Annotated in this window: 17 protein-coding genes and 1 pseudogene; 9 read left to right on the plus strand and 9 right to left on the minus strand. The window is 54.2% G+C overall.

Features of this window, described 5'->3' with window-relative positions:
* Positions 1 to 12: 12 nt before the first annotated feature.
* From accA to tilS, 5 genes are all read left to right on the plus strand, one after another.
* A complete protein-coding gene (gene accA / locus ABLV12_RS05925; protein ID WP_004107912.1) occupies positions 13 to 972 on the plus strand; it encodes an acetyl-CoA carboxylase carboxyl transferase subunit alpha in 960 nt (319 codons plus the stop codon).
* A 190-nt stretch (positions 973 to 1,162) separates the two neighbouring features.
* Positions 1,163 to 2,953: a chitinase gene (locus tag ABLV12_RS05930; RefSeq protein ID WP_004107911.1), complete on the plus strand. Its 1,791-nt coding sequence runs from the start codon at positions 1,163 to 1,165 to the stop codon at positions 2,951 to 2,953.
* A gap of 76 nt (positions 2,954 to 3,029) precedes the next feature.
* The gene (locus tag ABLV12_RS05935) at positions 3,030 to 5,168 is read left to right on the plus strand and encodes a lysine decarboxylase LdcC (RefSeq protein ID WP_026055832.1); all 2,139 of its coding nucleotides are present in this window, start codon (positions 3,030 to 3,032) and stop codon (positions 5,166 to 5,168) included.
* A gap of 62 nt (positions 5,169 to 5,230) precedes the next feature.
* Positions 5,231 to 5,620, plus strand: coding sequence for a VOC family protein (locus tag ABLV12_RS05940; RefSeq protein WP_004107908.1), 390 nt, complete (start codon positions 5,231 to 5,233; stop codon positions 5,618 to 5,620).
* A 63-nt stretch (positions 5,621 to 5,683) separates the two neighbouring features.
* Positions 5,684 to 6,991 (plus strand): tRNA lysidine(34) synthetase TilS, encoded by a 1,308-nt coding sequence (gene tilS, locus ABLV12_RS05945; protein WP_064398333.1) that lies wholly within the window; start codon positions 5,684 to 5,686, stop codon positions 6,989 to 6,991.
* A gap of 15 nt (positions 6,992 to 7,006) precedes the next feature.
* Here tilS and rof read toward each other — a convergent pair whose 3' ends face one another.
* The gene (rof, locus tag ABLV12_RS05950; protein ID WP_004107903.1) at positions 7,007 to 7,267 is read right to left on the minus strand and encodes a Rho-binding antiterminator; all 261 of its coding nucleotides are present in this window, start codon (positions 7,265 to 7,267) and stop codon (positions 7,007 to 7,009) included.
* Entirely contained in the window at positions 7,254 to 7,454 is a 201-nt protein-coding gene (locus tag ABLV12_RS05955; protein WP_004107902.1) for a YaeP family protein, read from the minus strand. Before ABLV12_RS05955 ends, rof begins: the two co-directional genes overlap by 14 nt.
* 196 nt (positions 7,455 to 7,650) lie before the next feature.
* Here ABLV12_RS05955 and ABLV12_RS05960 point away from each other — a divergent pair, with 196 nt between their 5' ends.
* The 3 genes from ABLV12_RS05960 to nlpE are packed head-to-tail and all read left to right on the plus strand — an operon-like array spanning position 7,651 to position 9,349.
* On the plus strand, positions 7,651 to 8,196 hold the full coding sequence (locus ABLV12_RS05960) for a YaeQ family protein (protein WP_023320358.1): 546 nt from the start codon (positions 7,651 to 7,653) through the stop codon (positions 8,194 to 8,196).
* Positions 8,193 to 8,606 carry an alternative ribosome rescue aminoacyl-tRNA hydrolase ArfB gene (gene arfB / locus ABLV12_RS05965; protein ID WP_004107898.1) on the plus strand — a complete coding sequence of 138 codons (414 nt, stop codon included), beginning with the start codon at positions 8,193 to 8,195 and terminating at the stop codon, positions 8,604 to 8,606. Before ABLV12_RS05960 ends, arfB begins: the two co-directional genes overlap by 4 nt.
* Positions 8,607 to 8,626: 20 nt before the next feature.
* Positions 8,627 to 9,349 (plus strand): envelope stress response activation lipoprotein NlpE, encoded by a 723-nt coding sequence (gene nlpE, locus ABLV12_RS05970; RefSeq protein ID WP_016807408.1) that lies wholly within the window; start codon positions 8,627 to 8,629, stop codon positions 9,347 to 9,349.
* On the opposite strand, the pseudogene ABLV12_RS05975 reads toward nlpE, so the two are convergent.
* The 7 genes and pseudogenes from ABLV12_RS05975 to metN all read right to left on the minus strand — a co-directional run bounded on the left by ABLV12_RS05975 (position 9,350) and on the right by metN (position 15,803).
* A pseudogene (locus ABLV12_RS05975) lies at positions 9,350 to 10,171 on the minus strand (YaeF family permuted papain-like enzyme).
* Between the two features lie 51 nt (positions 10,172 to 10,222).
* A complete protein-coding gene (proS, locus tag ABLV12_RS05980) occupies positions 10,223 to 11,941 on the minus strand; it encodes a proline--tRNA ligase (protein WP_004107892.1) in 1,719 nt (572 codons plus the stop codon).
* 110 nt (positions 11,942 to 12,051) lie between these two features.
* Positions 12,052 to 12,759, minus strand: a complete 708-nt coding sequence (gene tsaA, locus ABLV12_RS05985; RefSeq protein WP_064398237.1) for a tRNA (N6-threonylcarbamoyladenosine(37)-N6)-methyltransferase TrmO — start codon at positions 12,757 to 12,759, stop codon at positions 12,052 to 12,054.
* A complete protein-coding gene (gene rcsF, locus ABLV12_RS05990) occupies positions 12,756 to 13,163 on the minus strand; it encodes an Rcs stress response system protein RcsF (RefSeq protein WP_004110735.1) in 408 nt (135 codons plus the stop codon). The genes tsaA and rcsF overlap by 4 nt, the downstream gene beginning before the upstream one ends.
* A gap of 107 nt (positions 13,164 to 13,270) precedes the next feature.
* Positions 13,271 to 14,086, minus strand: coding sequence for a methionine ABC transporter substrate-binding lipoprotein MetQ (gene metQ / locus ABLV12_RS05995; RefSeq protein ID WP_004107886.1), 816 nt, complete (start codon positions 14,084 to 14,086; stop codon positions 13,271 to 13,273).
* Positions 14,087 to 14,125: 39 nt separating this feature from the next.
* The gene (locus tag ABLV12_RS06000; protein WP_004098792.1) at positions 14,126 to 14,779 is read right to left on the minus strand and encodes a methionine ABC transporter permease MetI; all 654 of its coding nucleotides are present in this window, start codon (positions 14,777 to 14,779) and stop codon (positions 14,126 to 14,128) included.
* Positions 14,772 to 15,803 carry a methionine ABC transporter ATP-binding protein MetN gene (gene metN / locus ABLV12_RS06005; protein ID WP_004107883.1) on the minus strand — a complete coding sequence of 344 codons (1,032 nt, stop codon included), beginning with the start codon at positions 15,801 to 15,803 and terminating at the stop codon, positions 14,772 to 14,774. The genes ABLV12_RS06000 and metN overlap by 8 nt, the downstream gene beginning before the upstream one ends.
* A 188-nt stretch (positions 15,804 to 15,991) precedes the next feature.
* Between metN and gmhB the strand changes: the two genes are divergently transcribed.
* Positions 15,992 to 16,558: a D-glycero-beta-D-manno-heptose 1,7-bisphosphate 7-phosphatase gene (gene gmhB, locus ABLV12_RS06010; RefSeq protein WP_004107881.1), complete on the plus strand. Its 567-nt coding sequence runs from the start codon at positions 15,992 to 15,994 to the stop codon at positions 16,556 to 16,558.
* Positions 16,559 to 16,679: the final 121 nt, after the last annotated feature.

Here is a 16,679-nt window from a genome sequence, read left to right on the forward strand (position 1 = left end):
TACAGGAATACTATGAGTCTGAATTTCCTTGATTTTGAACAGCCGATTGCAGAGCTGGAAGCGAAAATCGATTCTCTGACTGCGGTTAGCCGTCAGGATGAGAAACTGGATATTAATATCGATGAAGAAGTGCATCGCCTGCGTGAAAAGAGCGTAGAGCTGACGCGCAAGATCTTCGCCGATCTTGGTGCATGGCAGGTTGCCCAGCTGGCCCGCCATCCACGTCGCCCATACACCCTGGATTATGTCCGCCTGGCTTTCGACGAATTCGACGAACTGGCCGGCGATCGCGCCTACGCTGATGATAAAGCTATCGTTGGCGGGATTGCGCGTCTGGACGGGCGTCCGGTGATGATTATCGGCCACCAGAAAGGGCGAGAAACCAAAGAGAAAATTCGCCGCAACTTCGGTATGCCGGCGCCGGAAGGCTATCGTAAAGCGCTGCGTCTGATGGAAATGGCCGAGCGCTTTAAAATGCCGATTATCACCTTCATCGACACCCCTGGTGCTTATCCAGGCGTCGGGGCGGAAGAACGCGGCCAGTCTGAAGCGATTGCTCGCAACCTGCGTGAAATGTCCCGTCTGAGCGTGCCGGTTATCTGCACCGTTATCGGTGAAGGCGGCTCCGGCGGCGCGCTGGCGATTGGCGTCGGTGATAAAGTGAATATGCTGCAGTACAGCACCTATTCCGTTATCTCCCCGGAAGGCTGTGCGTCCATTCTATGGAAAAGCGCTGACAAAGCGCCGCTGGCCGCTGAGGCAATGGGAATTGTTGCTCCGCGTCTGAAAGAGCTGAAGCTCATTGACTCCATCATTCCTGAACCGCTGGGCGGCGCGCATCGTAATCCGGAAGCGATGGCAGCCTCACTGAAAGAACAGCTGTTGGCCGATCTGGCTGACCTCGACGTGCTTGGTGAGGAAGAACTGCTGAACCGCCGCTACCAACGCCTGATGAGCTACGGCTACGCCTGATTATTGATCTCATTTTTCAACGCTAAGGGTCGGATTTTCCGGCCCTTTTTTTATGTGTTGTTTATTGAGATGACGTGAGAAGAACAAGAGCTAATGTGATTAGCCGATGATGCCGCTCTCCCTTAAAACAGTAGCGACTGCCTGGTATTGCAACCCGGCAGGCCGTTAACAAGGATAAAGGAGAAGTTCTATGGCATTGCACAAAACCGTCGCGATAAGCGCCGTGGCCGCAGGGATCATGTTAAGCCTGGGGGCCGCACAGGCTGCACCGCTGCTGGGCGCAACGGAAGCGACAACCATGAAAGCGAGCGACCTGGCCGCTAAAGAAAAAGCCTTAACCGACTTTCCGCTGATGGAGTCGGTTAAATCATCAATTCAAACCCTGCCTAACAGCGAAGTGGAGAAAATCGCACCGGGCCTGGCGAGCAACCCGGCGAACGTTAAGCGTGTTGAAAGCATCCTTTCAGAACAGGATTGGGAATATCTGTTCCCGATGCGCGCCGCAGAATATACCTACTCTAATTTTCTGAAAGCTATTGGTAAATTCCCTGCCGTGTGCGGAACCTATACCGACGGACGCGACAGCGATGCCATCTGCCGTAAATCGCTGGCAACCATGTTTGCCCACTTTGCTCAGGAGACCGGCGGCCATGAAAGCTGGCGTGATATTCCCGAATGGCGTCAGGCGCTGGTTTATCTGCGTGAGGTTGGCTGGGTTGAAGGTCAGAAGGGCGGCTATAACGGCGAATGCGATCCCTCTATCTGGCAGGGGCAGACCTGGCCATGCGGTAAAGATAAAGACGGCGACTACCTGAGCTACTTCGGCCGCGGAGCGAAACAGCTGTCCTATAACTACAACTATGGTCCGTTCTCCGATGCAATGTACGATGGCGACGTTCGTCCGCTGCTGGATAAACCGGAGCTGGTGGCGGATACCTGGATGAACCTGGCGAGCGCCGTCTTCTTCTTCGTTTATCCGCAGCCGCCGAAGCCCTCTATGCTGCACGTCATCGACGGAACCTGGGTTCCAAACGATCATGATAAAGCAAATGGCCTGGTCGAAGGCTTTGGGGTAACCATTCAGATTATCAACGGCGGCGTTGAGTGCGGCGGGGCGGAAGAGAACGCGCAGTCTCTTAACCGTATTGCTTACTACAAAGAGTTCGCAAACTACCTCAAAGTGCCGATTGCCGACGACGAAGTTCTCGGCTGTAAGAATATGAAGCAGTTCGATGAAGGTGGCGCGGGCGCATTGCCGATTTACTGGGAAGAGGATTGGGGATGGAGTCCGGACACCGCTGACGGCAAGACTAACGCCTGTCAGTTGGTGGGCTATCAGACGCCGTATACCGCTTTTAAAGAGGGCGACTATGCGAAGTGTGTGCAGAGCCACTTCAACGTCAATATCGTTGATGACAGCGGCCAGTCCGAGGATATTACGCCGGTCAAGCCCGACGATACCACACCTGCGCAGGAGACGAACGTGGCGCCGGTGGCTCGCATCGCCGGTCCGATTGGCGCAATTGAAGCTGGTGCCAGGGTTTCTCTGAGCGCGGAAGGTTCTACCGATGCGAACGGCGACAAACTAAGCTACACCTGGATGTCTCAGGACGGCCAGACCCTTAGCGGACAGGATAAAGCCGTAATTACCTTCACCGCACCGGAAAAAGATCGCGATGCCCAGTATGTGGTTAGCCTGACGGTAAGCGACGGTTCGTTGTCCAGTACGGCAACTTACACTTTGAACGTCAAAGCCAAAGCCGCTGCTGCGGACGAAACGACGGATGGCAAAGATAGCGATACCATTAGCTATCCTTCCTGGAGCAGTACCCAGACATGGAAAGAGGGCGATATCGTCAATAACCACGGCGCGCTGTATCAGTGTAAACCGCTTCCGGAAGGAGCATGGTGCAACGTGGCGCCGACTTACTATGAGCCTGGCGCCGGCATTGCCTGGGGCGATGCGTGGAAGGCGTTGTAATAGAGATAAATCCGCCAGCGCTAAGCGCTGGCGGGGTGCTATTATGCTTTCCTTAGGTCAATTCCTGGAGGAAAGCGTGAATATTATTGCGATCATGGGTCCCCACGGCGTCTATTATAAAGACGAACCGATGAAAGAACTGGAAGCTGCCCTGCAACGGCAAGGTTTCCAGACCATCTGGCCGCAAAATAGCGCCGACCTTTTGCAGTTTATTGAGCATAATCCGCGGATCTGCGGAGTCATTTTCGATTGGGATGAGTACAGCGTGGATCTGTGCAGCGATATCAATCGTTTAAATGAGTATCTGCCGCTGTACGCCTTTATCAACGCCCATTCGACGATGGACGTCAGCAGTCAGGACCTGCGTATGACGCTATGGTTCTTTGAATATGCGCTGGGGCTTTCGGAAGAGATCGCTACTCGCATCGGTCAATACACCCGCGAATACCTCGACAACATCACCCCGCCGTTTACCCGGGCGCTGTTTAACTACGTACAGGAGGGAAAATATACCTTCTGTACGCCTGGACATATGGGCGGATCGGCCTATCAAAAAAGCCCGGTGGGTTGTCTGTTTTATGATTTCTTTGGCGGTAATACCTTAAAGGCAGACGTCTCTATTTCCGTGACGGAGCTGGGGTCGCTGCTCGATCATAGCGGCCCGCATCTGGAGGCCGAGGAGTATATTGCCCGCGCCTTCGGCGCCGAGCAGAGCTATATGGTCACCAACGGAACCTCGACGTCGAATAAAATTGTTGGTATGTATTCTGCCCCGGCGGGCAGTACCCTGCTTATCGATCGCAACTGCCATAAATCGTTGGCCCATTTACTGATGATGAGCGATGTGGTGCCGCTATGGCTGAAACCGACGCGCAACGCGCTAGGGATCCTCGGCGGCATACCCAAGCGTGAATTTACCCGCGATAGTATTCAACAAAAAGTCAACGCCACCGGCGGCGCCGGGTGGCCGGTTCATGCGGTGATCACTAACTCCACCTATGACGGGCTGCTGTATAACACGACCTGGATCAAAGAGACCCTCGACGTGCCGTCAATCCACTTTGACTCCGCCTGGGTACCCTACACTCATTTCCATCCGATCTATCAGGGGAAAAGCGGGATGAGCGGCGATCGCATCCCGGGCAAAGTGATCTTTGAAACGCAGTCGACGCACAAAATGCTGGCGGCGCTATCGCAGGCTTCGCTGATTCATATTAAAGGCAGCTACGATGAAGATACCTTCAATGAAGCCTTTATGATGCATACCTCGACCTCACCGAGCTACCCGATCGTTGCCTCTATTGAAACGGCGGCAGCCATGCTGCGGGGTAATTCCGGCAGGCGACTGATCCAGCGTTCGATTGAGCGGGCGCTGGATTTTCGTAAAGAGGTGCAGCGATTACGCGAGGAGTCTGACGGTTGGTTCTTTGATATCTGGCAGCCGGAAGAGATTGGTGAAGCGCAGTGCTGGCCGGTTTCGCCCGGTGAACAGTGGCACGGTTTTCAGGATGCCGATAGCGACCATATGTACCTCGATCCGGTGAAAGTGACGATTCTGACGCCCGGCATGGATGAGCAGGGTAATATGGATAATGAAGGTATACCGGCGGCGCTGGTGGCGAAATTCCTTGATGAGCGCGGCGTGGTCGTCGAGAAAACGGGCCCGTACAACCTGCTGTTCCTTTTTAGTATCGGTATAGATAAAACCCGAGCGATGGGACTGTTGCGTGGATTGACTGAGTTCAAACGCTCTTACGATCTCAATTTGCGAGTGAAAAATATGCTGCCGGATCTGTACGCTGAAGATCCGGATTTTTACCGCAATATGCGCATTCAGGATCTGGCGCAGGGTATTCATCGTCTGATTCGCCAGCACCAGCTCTCGCAGCTGATGCTTAGCGCCTTTGACGTCCTGCCGGAGATGAAAATGACGCCGCATCAGGCCTGGCAGCGGCAGATCAAAGGTGAAGTGGAAACTATCGAACTGGAAAATCTGGTCGGGCGTATTTCAGCGAATATGATCCTACCGTACCCGCCCGGCGTGCCGCTGCTGATGCCCGGTGAGATGATCGCCGAAGAGAGCCGCGCGGTGCTCAATTTCCTGCTCATGCTGTGCTCTATTGGTCGCCACTATCCGGGCTTCGAAACCGATATCCACGGCGCGAAACGCGATGAAGATGGGGTGTACTGGGTTCGAGTCTTAAAAAATGACTAAGCGCTTGCGCAATAATGAACTGAGCGAGTAACGTTGTTGGCTTCAACAGGAGGAGTGGTACCATGCTGGGTTTAAAACGGGTTCACCATATCGCTATCATTGCGACGGATTATGCGAAGAGTAAAGCGTTTTACTGCGACATCCTGGGGTTCACCCTGCAGGGGGAATTTTATCGCGCAGAGCGTGATTCCTGGAAAGGCGATCTGGCGCTGAATGGTGAATATGTCATTGAACTGTTTTCATTCCCGTTTCCTCCCTCGCGTCCGAGTCGCCCCGAAGCCTGCGGGTTACGCCATCTGGCGTTTAGCGTCGATGATGTCGATGCCGCTGTGGCTCATCTTGAGGCGCACGGTGTGCCTTGTGAAGGGGTTCGTATCGACCCTTTTACCGGTAAGCGTTTCACCTTTTTTAACGATCCGGACGGGCTGCCGCTGGAGATTTATCAGCAGTAATTCTTGTCAGCGCGTGTTCTGGCGGGTAACGTGCCGAACACGCTTACCTCAGTTAGTACTCTCATGATGATGATCCCGGACATTGCGCACACGCTTCAGCCGCACCGCCATTTTTTAGTGGCCTTTAGCGGCGGGCTGGATTCGAGCGTGCTTTTGTATCGCCTGGTGCTCTGGCGCGAGCAGGATCCCACCGTTCGCCTGAGGGCGATACATATTCACCACGGGCTCAGCGCCAACGCCGACGACTGGGTGGCGCACTGCCAGCAAATGTGCCAGCAGTGGCAGGTGCCGCTTCTGGTAGAGCGGGTCGCGCTCGCCGATGAGGGGTTGGGAATTGAGGCTCATGCGCGCCAGGCGCGCTACCAGGCATTTCGTTCGGCGTTGGCGCCCGGCGAAACGCTGGTGACCGCGCAGCATCTTGATGACCAGTGCGAAACCTTCCTGTTAGCCCTTAAGCGGGGAAGCGGCCCTGCCGGGCTCTCGGCGATGGCCGGCGAGTCCGATTTTGCCGGGACGAAACTGCTGCGCCCGCTGCTTCACGAAAGCCGTGACTCCCTCCATCAGTGGGCGATGGCCCGTCAGCTCAGCTGGATTGAAGACGAAAGCAACCAGGATGACGCTTACGATCGCAACTTTCTCCGCCTGCGGATTCTCCCGCTGCTTCATGCACGCTGGCCGCACTTTGCCGAGGCCGTGGCGCGCAGCGCCAGCCTGTGCGGCGAACAGGAACAGCTGCTGGATGAAATGCTGGCCGCCGAGCTGGCAACGCTGGTTGCTGAGGACAGTTCGTTAACTATCGCTCCGTTGACGACTATGAGCGCGCCTCGGCGGGCCGCGCTGCTGCGCCGCTGGCTGGCTGGGCTCAATGCGCCAATGCCTTCGCGCGAGGTGCCGGAGCGTATCTGGCGTGAAGTGGCGATGGCGCGCGAGGATGCGTTTCCCTGTTTGCGCCTTGGCCCGTTTACCGTTCGCCGCTACCAGCAGCGTCTGTACTGGGTGAGATATATTCCAGGCCAGAGTGAGACAATGCTGGAGTGGCGCGATACTGCCAGCCCGCTGCCGTTGCCTGACGGTCTCGGCGAGCTGAGCTTACTGTCCGGCGGGCCATTACGCGGGCCGCGCGAGGGAGAAGCCGTTACTATTCGCTTTCGTGCCAGCGGTAATCTGCATATCGTGGGTCGCAACGGTGGTCGCAAGCTGAAAAAAATCTGGCAGGAGCTGGGCGTTGCGCCCTGGCGGCGCGATACGACTCCGCTACTGTTCTATGGCGAAACGCTTATTGCCGCCGCCGATGGTCTGTTTATTACCGTCGATGGGAAAGTTCAGGAAAGTGAAGGCTTACAGATGAGATGGAGGAAAACGGGCGGCTAGGCCACCCGTTTTGATTCAGGACTCGCTAACGACTACCGTACCGATTTGCGGATGGCTGAAGCTGGCGATTTTATCCAGGCGCAGTTCGCGGACGTTCCCGGCGAGCTCTACGACCAGATACTCGATATTTTTGCGCGAGATAAGATCGTTGGCCTTCGCTTGCAGCTGTTCGCCATCTTTGAGCTCCAGCGCCAGGACGAGATGGTGCTGACAGGCAAGTTCGAGGTTGTCATAATCATCGCAATTGATGGGTTGATAAGTATCATTCATTGACATAATCGCTCACCAGTAAGTTTGCCGCCGCATATGCGGCCTTTTCCCTGACTGACTCAGCAAGGGCCTGATCCGCCGCAACCTCATTCAATACTTTCAACACGCAACCTAGCGCATCCGGGATATACCCAAGGTCCCCGCTGGCTATTTCCGCATACCGCTTGCGTATTAACTCACAATATTTTTCCACATGCCCTCCTGTCAGCGTTCTGACTTAACCGTGGGATGTAAGTTTAAGCCTACGAAGATAAACTCTGTTTAGCAAGGTGACTATACCATAGTCATTTAAGCAATATCAGCAGGATGAGAGGCGATCCGTCGATTGCTGACAGCCTTTTGCCGTCAGTTTCGCTACAATGTACGCCATTTTTATCAGGAGTAGAGTCATGGCGCTGAAAGCGACGATTTATAAAGCGACGGTGAACGTAGCCGACCTGGACCGTAACCAGTTTCTGGATGCCAGTTTGACGCTTGCCCAGCATCCGTCGGAAACCCAGGAGCGCATGATGCTGCGCCTGCTGGCGTGGATTAAATACGCCGACGAGCGTCTGCAGTTTACCCGCGGTTTATCTTCCGACGATGAAGCGGAACTCTGGCTGCTTAACGATCATCTGGGCGTGGATCTGTGGATTGAACTGGGGCTACCGGACGAGCGGCGAATTAAAAAAGCCTGCTCGCGGGCCCAGCAGGTGGCGCTGTTCGCCTATAATAGTCGGGCGGCAGAAATCTGGTGGCAGCAAAACCAGAACAAAATGGCTCAGTTTTCGAAGCTGACGGTGTGGTATTTGGATGATACTCAGCTGGCGCAGCTCAGCGCTTTTGCCGATCGGACGATGTCGCTGCAGGCGACCATCCAGGACGGCGCTATCTGGTTATCTGACGCTAAGAATAATCTGGAAATTCATTTAACGGCCTGGCAAACACCCGCATGATTACGATTAGCCGCAGCGTCGCGATTGCGGAGGACGAGATTTCACTTTCCGGCATACGCGCGCAGGGAGCGGGCGGTCAGCACGTGAATAAGTCCTCAACGGCCATTCATTTGCGCTTTGATATTAAAGCCTCGAGCCTGCCTGACTATTATAAGGAACGTCTGCTTACCGCCAGCCACCACTTAATTTCTGCCGAGGGTGTGGTTATCATTAAGGCTCAGGAATATCGCAGCCAGGAAATGAATCGTGAAGCGGCAATTGCGCGTCTGGTTGCCCTAATACAAGAATTAACCGCAGTGCAGAAGAGCCGTCGGGAGACGCGACCAACCAGGGCCTCAAAAGAGCGCCGACTGGCTTCAAAGGCGCAAAAATCCTCAGTTAAAGCGCTGCGTGGAAAGGTTCGCCAGTAAGAATATGGCGAACCGGTGGAATGGATGATAAGGAATTTACAGTGAAGAAAATCGTATTTTCAGTCGTGGCGGCCTGTTCGCTCTTTGCCCTGTTCGGCTGTAACCATCGTACGGAAATGGAAACGTTACAGCCGGCGCCGATGGAAGAGCTAAAACCGATGCAGCAGAGCTGGCGCGGCGTGCTGCCGTGCGCCGACTGCGAAGGGATTGAAACCTCGCTCTTTCTTGAGAAAGACGGCACCTGGGTGATGAATGAACGATATCAGGGCGTTAGCCGCGAACCTTCCTCTTTTGCTTCATATGGTACCTGGGCGCGCACGGCTGATAAGCTGGTGCTGACCGACAGCAAAGGCGAGAAGTCTTATTATCGGGCGAAGGGCGATAAGCTGGAAATGCTCGATCGCGACGGTAACCCCATCGAGTCGACGCTGAACTATACGCTTGAATCAGTCAAAGCCAGTCTGCCCATCACGCCAATGGCGATGCGCGGAATGTACTTCTATATGGCGGATGCGGCGACCTTTACCGATTGCGCGACCGGCAAGCGAGTGGCTGTCGCCAATAATGCTCAGCTCGAGCGTGATTATGCCGCTGCGCGCGGTACGGATACTCGACCGGTGCTGCTGGTGGTTGAGGGGCACTTTACGCTGGAAGCGAATCCGGATTCGGGAGCGCCGGTTAAAGTTCTGGCGGTGGATTCACCCGGCAAGTTTTATCAAAAAGAAGACTGCAATTCTCGTTAATTAATTGAGTCCTACGAGGCGGCTTGTCTTGATATAAATTCCCAATTTAAGATGCCCGATATACTGCAATTGTGTTTCGGGCTTAAAGTTTGCCACATCCCCCTCACGCATATGAAGCAAGTCTGATGGGCTAATCCAGCCCGGTTGAGCCAGGGTCAGCGGGGGTCCGGCCTTCGCGAAGGCATCGCTGACAAACTCCGAACAAAACCACATTTTTTTGTCCCCGGATGCTGCATCGCTCAGTTGGGCTTTGGCCAGACCGTTCACGCACTGCTGGCGGAAATCTTTTGAGAAGGGATTCAGGGTGCATAGCTGTTTGGTGACCATAAAGGGCACAAATTCAATAATGCCGCGATAGTTATATGCGCTGTTTCTGTTTTTATAGGCGAAATTTTTAATGCCAGCGGCCTGTTGCGGCGTGAGGTCAGGCGCTCTTAGGGCAAACAGCTTATCGCTGTGCTGCATCGCTTGCCGGAGAGGCACAACCTGCACCCCAGCGCCGGTTGCCTCTGCAACCTGGTTATCACCGATATAGATAGCGACATGGCTAACGGAGGATGTGCTAAGAGCACGAATCCCCAGGGACGTCACGCCAATGCTGGAAGAGAAAAGGAGATCGCCGGGGAGCAGATCTTATGCGTTAATTTCAGTCAGCGTGTTATTAGCCACCGAGCTCTGGCGCTGAAGCTTAATCGCCCATTGCTGCGATGGTTGCTTAATAGTGGAAGCGGAAGGCACGGACCGGCTGACGTCTACCGTGCAGGCAGAAAGTAAGAACGATACGGGAAAAAGCAGGACATGATTAGCCCGTCGTTTAGCCATGATTACAATCCTTGTAAAAAAGAGGCTCTGAAACCAGAGCCTCTTTTGGCGTTAACCTTTAATTTGTTGTACCAGGTAATTCACGATATCGCCGGTTTTAATCAGCTGTTTCTCGCCGCTGCGGCGATATTTATATTCAATATCGTCGTTGTCGAGGTTACGGTCGCCCAGCACGATGGTATGCGGAATTCCGATAAGCTCCATATCGGCGAACATCACGCCCGGACGTTCTTTACGGTCATCCATCAGCACTTCGATGCCCAGCGCGGTTAGCTCAGCATACAGCTTCTCAGCCAGCTCCTGCACGCGATAGGATTTGTGCATGTTCATCGGCAGAATCGCAACCTGGAACGGGGCGATAGCTTCCGGCCACAAGATCCCGCGCTCGTCAAAGTTCTGCTCAATGGCTGCCGCCACCACGCGAGTCACCCCGATACCGTAGCAGCCCATAGTCAGGATCTGATTACGGCCATCTTCGCCCTGTACGGAGGCTTTCATCGCTTCAGAGTACTTGGTACCCAGCTGGAAGATGTGGCCCACTTCGATACCGCGTTTAATCAACAGCGTGCCTTTACCGTCCGGGCTCGGGTCACCGGCCACTACGTTACGGATATCTGCCACTTCAGGAGTGGCGACGTCGCGATCCCAGTTGATGCCGAAGTAGTGTTTACCGTCAATGTTCGCGCCCGCGGCGAAATCGCTCATGGCGGCAACGGTACGGTCAATAATCACCGGAACAGGCATATTAACCGGGCCAAGAGAACCGGGACCCGCTTTCACCAGCGCGCGAATCTCTTCTTCGGTTGCGAAGGTCAGCGGGCTGGCGACCTGCGGCAGTTTTTCCGCTTTGACTTCGTTCAGTTCATGATCGCCGCGAACCAGCAGGGCTATCAGCGGATACTCACTGTCTTCTACTGCTTTTACCAGCAGGGTTTTCACGGTTTTTTCAATCGGCAGATTGAACTGCTCGACCAGCTCGGCGATGGTTTTAGCGTCAGGCGTATCGACCAGGGTCATTTCCTGCGTGGCGGCCGCGCGCGGCTCTTTCGGCGCAACGGCTTCGGCGAACTCAATATTGGCCGCGTAGTCAGAAGAGTCAGAGAAAATGACGTCATCTTCACCGCTCTGCGCCAGTACCTGGAATTCGTGAGATGCGCTGCCGCCGATAGAACCGGTGTCAGCCTGTACCGCGCGGAAATCCAGCCCCATACGGCTGAAGATTTTGCTGTACGCGGCGTACATCGCGTCGTAGGTCTCCTGCAGCGATTCCTGAGAGGTATGGAAAGAGTAAGCATCTTTCATCAGGAATTCACGGGAACGCATTACGCCGAAACGCGGGCGAACTTCGTCACGGAATTTGGTCTGGATCTGATAGAAGTTCAGCGGCAGCTGTTTGTAAGAGCTCAGCTCATTACGAATCAGGTCGGTGATGACTTCTTCATGAGTCGGGCCGAGTACGAACGGACGTTCGCCACGGTCAGCAATACGCAGCAGTTCCGGGCCGTACTGTTCCCAACGACCACTCTCTTGCCACAGCTCAGAGGGCTGAACTACCGGCATTAACACCTCGATTGCACCGGCGTTGTTCATCTCTTCACGCACGATGTTTTCGACTTTTTTCAGGACGCGCACGCCGGTCGGCAGCCAGGTGTATAACCCGGAGGCCAGCTTGCGGATCATCCCGGCGCGCAGCATCAGTTGGTGGCTGATAACCTCGGCGTCGGCAGGTGTCTCCTTCAGAGTGGAGAGCAGGTATTGGCTAGTACGCATGTTGTTACGGTTCCATTTGGACGATCGATACAGGCTGGAGGCCAGCCTGACACAAAAAAGTGGTTTAGTTTACCAGTGTGGCAAAGATGCCAAAAGAGAGGAGAATAAAATTAGCGTGCTTCGAGAGAAAAGACTTCAAAACCGGACGAAATCACCCGCCAGCGCACGTTAAAATCCAGCACCCAGACGGCGTAGGTTTTACCCGGCTCCTCTTCTTTGCGGTATGCCGGTCGCGGATCCTGCGCCAGAACTTCGCTAATAAACGACTTAAGACGAGGATAGCGTCGCTCCAGCGTTAAAATTTGCGCTTCTGTATCCGGCGTGAAACTCACCGCTACTTCCGCCCCTGGAGCCTCCTGAGCATAGCTTGCGCTGGCATCCGGCAGTGCTTCGGCAAAGGGCAGGTAAGGTTTGATATCCACGACCGGCGTTCCATCTACCAGGTCCAGGCTGCCTAACTCAAGCACGACGTGTTCTTTCTGGCAGCGAATACCTTTTAGCTCGACCAGAGACATACCGATTGGATTAGGACGAAAGGTCGAACGGGTAGCGAATACGCCCATTCGCGCGTTACCGCCGAGGCGGGGAGGGCGGACGGTAGGACGCCAGCCGCCTTCCATGGTCTGATGAAACACAAACAGGACCCACAGATGGCTGAAATTTTCCAGGCCGCGTACGGCATCGGCCTGATTATAGGGAGGCAAAAGGTGTAATTCGCCGCCGCCGTTTTTAACCAGCCCGGGCTGGCGGGGAACGGCAAATTTTTCTTTATAGGGCGAGCGAATAACGCCTATCTGCGCAAACTGAAAAGCACTCATTGCGCCGTAACGTTAAGCGCTGATCCCAGGCAAACGGCCTGGCGGTAGCAGCCCGGGGTTCCGCTGGTCACTTCGCAGCGGTGCAGCAGCACAGCGTTGGCTTTCATTTTTGCCGCATTAATCTGCATACGTTTGCGAGCCGTCGGGATATTGGGCGGAGAGTCTTGATTAGAGGCCTGACATGATTCACCGGTGACTTCACCCAGTTCGCGGAAAGGTTTACCCACCAACTCTGTTGCATCGGTATAGATTCTTACCGGGGCCGGGCGCGTCGCTTTCGGTTTGGCCGGTTCCGATTTGGCTGGCTGAGTGACCGTACTTTGCACAGGTTCGACTGGCGATCTGCTTAGCATGGAACAACCGCTTAACATGAGTGCTAACAAACAGACCGGTAAAGCACGCATAGTATTTCCTCAATAAATAATAAAACAGGGCGCTATTGAATCAGGTGCTTGCATAAATGACAAGACGGGCATAAGCCCGTCCTGAATGATATTACGCTGAGAATAGATTACCAGCCTTTCACCGCGCCGCCGTTAAAGATTTTGTTGGCTGCTTCGTAAACTTCGTCACTCTGGTAAGCCTGAACAAATTTCTTAACATTTTCCGCATCTTTGTTGTCTTCGCGAGCGACAATCAGGTTCACGTACGGAGACTCTTTACCTTCGACAAAAATACCGTCTTTTGCCGGGGTCAGGCCAATCTGGCTGGCGTAGGTGGTATTAATAACCGCCAGTGCGATCTGCGCATCATCCAGAGAGCGCGGCAGCTGCGGGGCTTCCAGCTCAACAATTTTCAGGTTTTTCGGGTTTTCAATAATATCCAGTGAGGTTGGTAGCAGACCAACGCCTTCTTTCAGTTTGATCAGACCAACCTGCTGCAGCAGCAGCAGAGATCGGCCAAGGTTGGTTGGATCGTTAGGAATGGCGACCTGCGAGCCCGGCTGCAGCTCATCCAGCGATTTGATTTTTTTCGAGTAACCGGCAATGGGATAGACAAACGAGTTGCCGACGGAAACCAGCTTGTAGCCGCGGTCTTTAATCTGCTGGTCCAGATACGGTTTATGCTGGAAGGCATTAACGTCAATATCGCCTTTGCTCAGCGCTTCGTTAGGCAGCACGTAATCGTTGAAGGTAACCAGTTCAACATCGAGGCCGTATTTATCTTTTGCTACTTTCTGCGCAACCTCAGCAACCTGCTGTTCCGCGCCGACGATCACGCCGACTTTGATGTGGTTTGGATCCTTTTCGTCCTGACCGCAACCCACCAGCGCCAAAGAACCGATTAACGCGCCGACTGCCGCAAAGGTTTTGAAATTAAAGGCCATGTTATTTCCTTCCTGTAAGATTCTGTATTGTGTGTGATGTTATTTGTGAGTCACAGCCCGGACGATACGATCGCCAGAGAATTGAATTAAATAAACCAGAATAACCAGCAACACCAGCACGGTATTCATTACCGTTGCATTGTAGCCGATATAACCGTACTGATAGCCAATCTGTCCCAGGCCGCCGGCACCGACGGCACCGCCCATGGCGGAATAGCCAACCAGCGTGATAAGGGTAATCGTTGCCGCATTCACCAGACCCGGAAGCGCTTCCGGCAGAAGAACCTTACGCACGATCTGCATCGGCGTTGCGCCCATCGCGCGGGATGCTTCGATAAGGCCGGTTGGGATCTCCAGCAGGGCGTTTTCCACCATGCGGGCGATAAACGGCGCGGCGCCAACCGTCAGCGGGACAATGGCAGCCTGCAGGCCAATCGACGTGCCAACAATCACGCGAGTGAATGGGATCATCCACACCAGCAGGATAATAAAAGGAATCGAACGGAAAATGTTCACCACCGCCGAAAGCGTGCGGTAGAGCTTCGCATTAGCGACAATTTGCCCGGGACGGGTGACGTACAGCAGCACGCCGACCGGCAGGCCAAGAACAAAACCGAAGAAGCCGGAGACAAACGTCATGGCCAGCGTTTCCCATACGCCGCGAACCAGCAGCCAGATCATTGGTTCAGACATATCCCAGTACCTCTACTTTTACATGATGTTCCTGCAACCAGGCGATCGCGGCCTGGGTATCTTCCTGCGAGCCGTGCATCTCGGTCAGCATGATGCCGAACTTGACGCCGCCCGCGTAATCCATCTGCGCGCTAATAATGTTGTTATTCACATTAAAACGACGGGCAGTCTCCGAAAGCAGCGGGGCATCTACGGAATGACCGGTAAACTCCATGCGCAGCATAGGCACGCTATCGGCAAGAGCCTCAGGTTTAAGGCGGGCCTGATAATCATCCGGGATATCAAGGTGCAGCGTTGACTGGATAAACTGCTGCGCCAGAGGCGTTTTGGGATGAGAGAACACCTCGCTCACCGTATCCTGCTCAATAAGCTGGCCGTTGCTGATAACGGCAACGCAATCACAGATGCGTTTAACGACATCCATTTCGTGGGTAATCAGCAAAATCGTCAGGCCCAGGCGACGGTTGATATCCTTCAGCAGTTCCAGAATCGAACGCGTAGTGGCCGGGTCCAGCGCGCTGGTGGCTTCGTCGCAGAGCAGGACTTTTGGATTGCTCGCCAGCGCACGGGCGATGGCCACGCGCTGCTTTTGCCCGCCGGAGAGATTCGCCGGATAGCTATCGTGTTTATCTCCCAGACCGACGAGATCCAGCAGCTCGGTCACCCGACGCTTGATTTCATCTTTAGAGGTATTGTCGAGCTCCAGAGGCAACGCCACGTTACCGAACACGGTACGTGAGGCAAGCAGGTTAAAGTGCTGGAAAATCATGCCAATCTGGCGGCGAGCGCGAGTCAGCTCTTTTTCTGAAAGCGCCGTCAGCTCCTGGCCGTCGACCTGGACGCTGCCCTGCGTTGGACGTTCAAGCAGGTTAACGCAGCGGATTAACGTACTTTTACCCGCGCCGGAAGCGCCGATGACGCCATAAATTTGTCCGGCAGGAACATGCAGGCTGACATCGTTCAGCGCCTGTATGCTGCGGTTCCCCTGCTGGAACACTTTGGTGATATTCGAAAGTTTAATCATCAGTTATTTATTATCATTTAGCCGTTTGCCGTGGCATTTTCTTCTGCCGTGTCCAGGCGATGCCTGTCAATGAAATGGATGTTAAGGCATCCAGACGTCTAAATCAATCTGACTCTGTATAATGAGCACTTTCTTGCGTCCGGAAACATGCGATACTAGGCGAATTAGCCTTTATCAGGAGCAAACCGGTGGCAATGTCAGTACCCGCAATTTTTCTTGACCGTGATGGCACGATTAATGTCGATCACGGATACGTCCATGAAATCGACAATTTTGAATTTATCGATGGCGTCATTGACGCGATGCGTCAATTAAAGGAGATGGGCTATGCGCTGGTGCTGGTGACCAACCAGTCCGGTATCGCCCGCGGCAAGTTTACTGAAGAGCAGTTTGAAACGCTGACGGAGTGGATGGACTGGTCGCTGGCCGATCGCGGCGTTGACCTGGATGGCATCTATTATTGTCCTCACCATCCGCAGGGAACCGTTGAAGAGTTTCGCCAGACCTGCGACTGCCGTAAACCGCATCCGGGAATGCTCATCTCGGCGCGCGACTACCTGCACATTGATATGGCGGCCTCATATATGGTGGGCGATAAAATTGAAGATATGCAGGCGGCCTTAGCGGCGGAAGTTGGCACGAAAGTATTGGTACGCACCGGTAAACCCGTCACTCCAGAAGCGGAAAGTGCTGCCGATTGGGTGCTAAACAGCCTGGCAGACCTGCCGGATGCGATTAAAAAGCGGCAGAAATAGGCGTTATGTATAAAAGATGAGCGGTTGAAATAAAAATGCATTTTACCGCTTGTCACCGCAAAATAACTCCCTATAATGCGCTCCCACTGACACGGCAGATGTGAATCACTTCACACAAACA

The sequence above is a fragment of the Klebsiella sp. CN_Kp100 genome, assembly GCF_040065315.1.
In the GTDB taxonomy this organism is placed as follows: Bacteria; Pseudomonadota; Gammaproteobacteria; order Enterobacterales; family Enterobacteriaceae; genus Klebsiella; species Klebsiella oxytoca.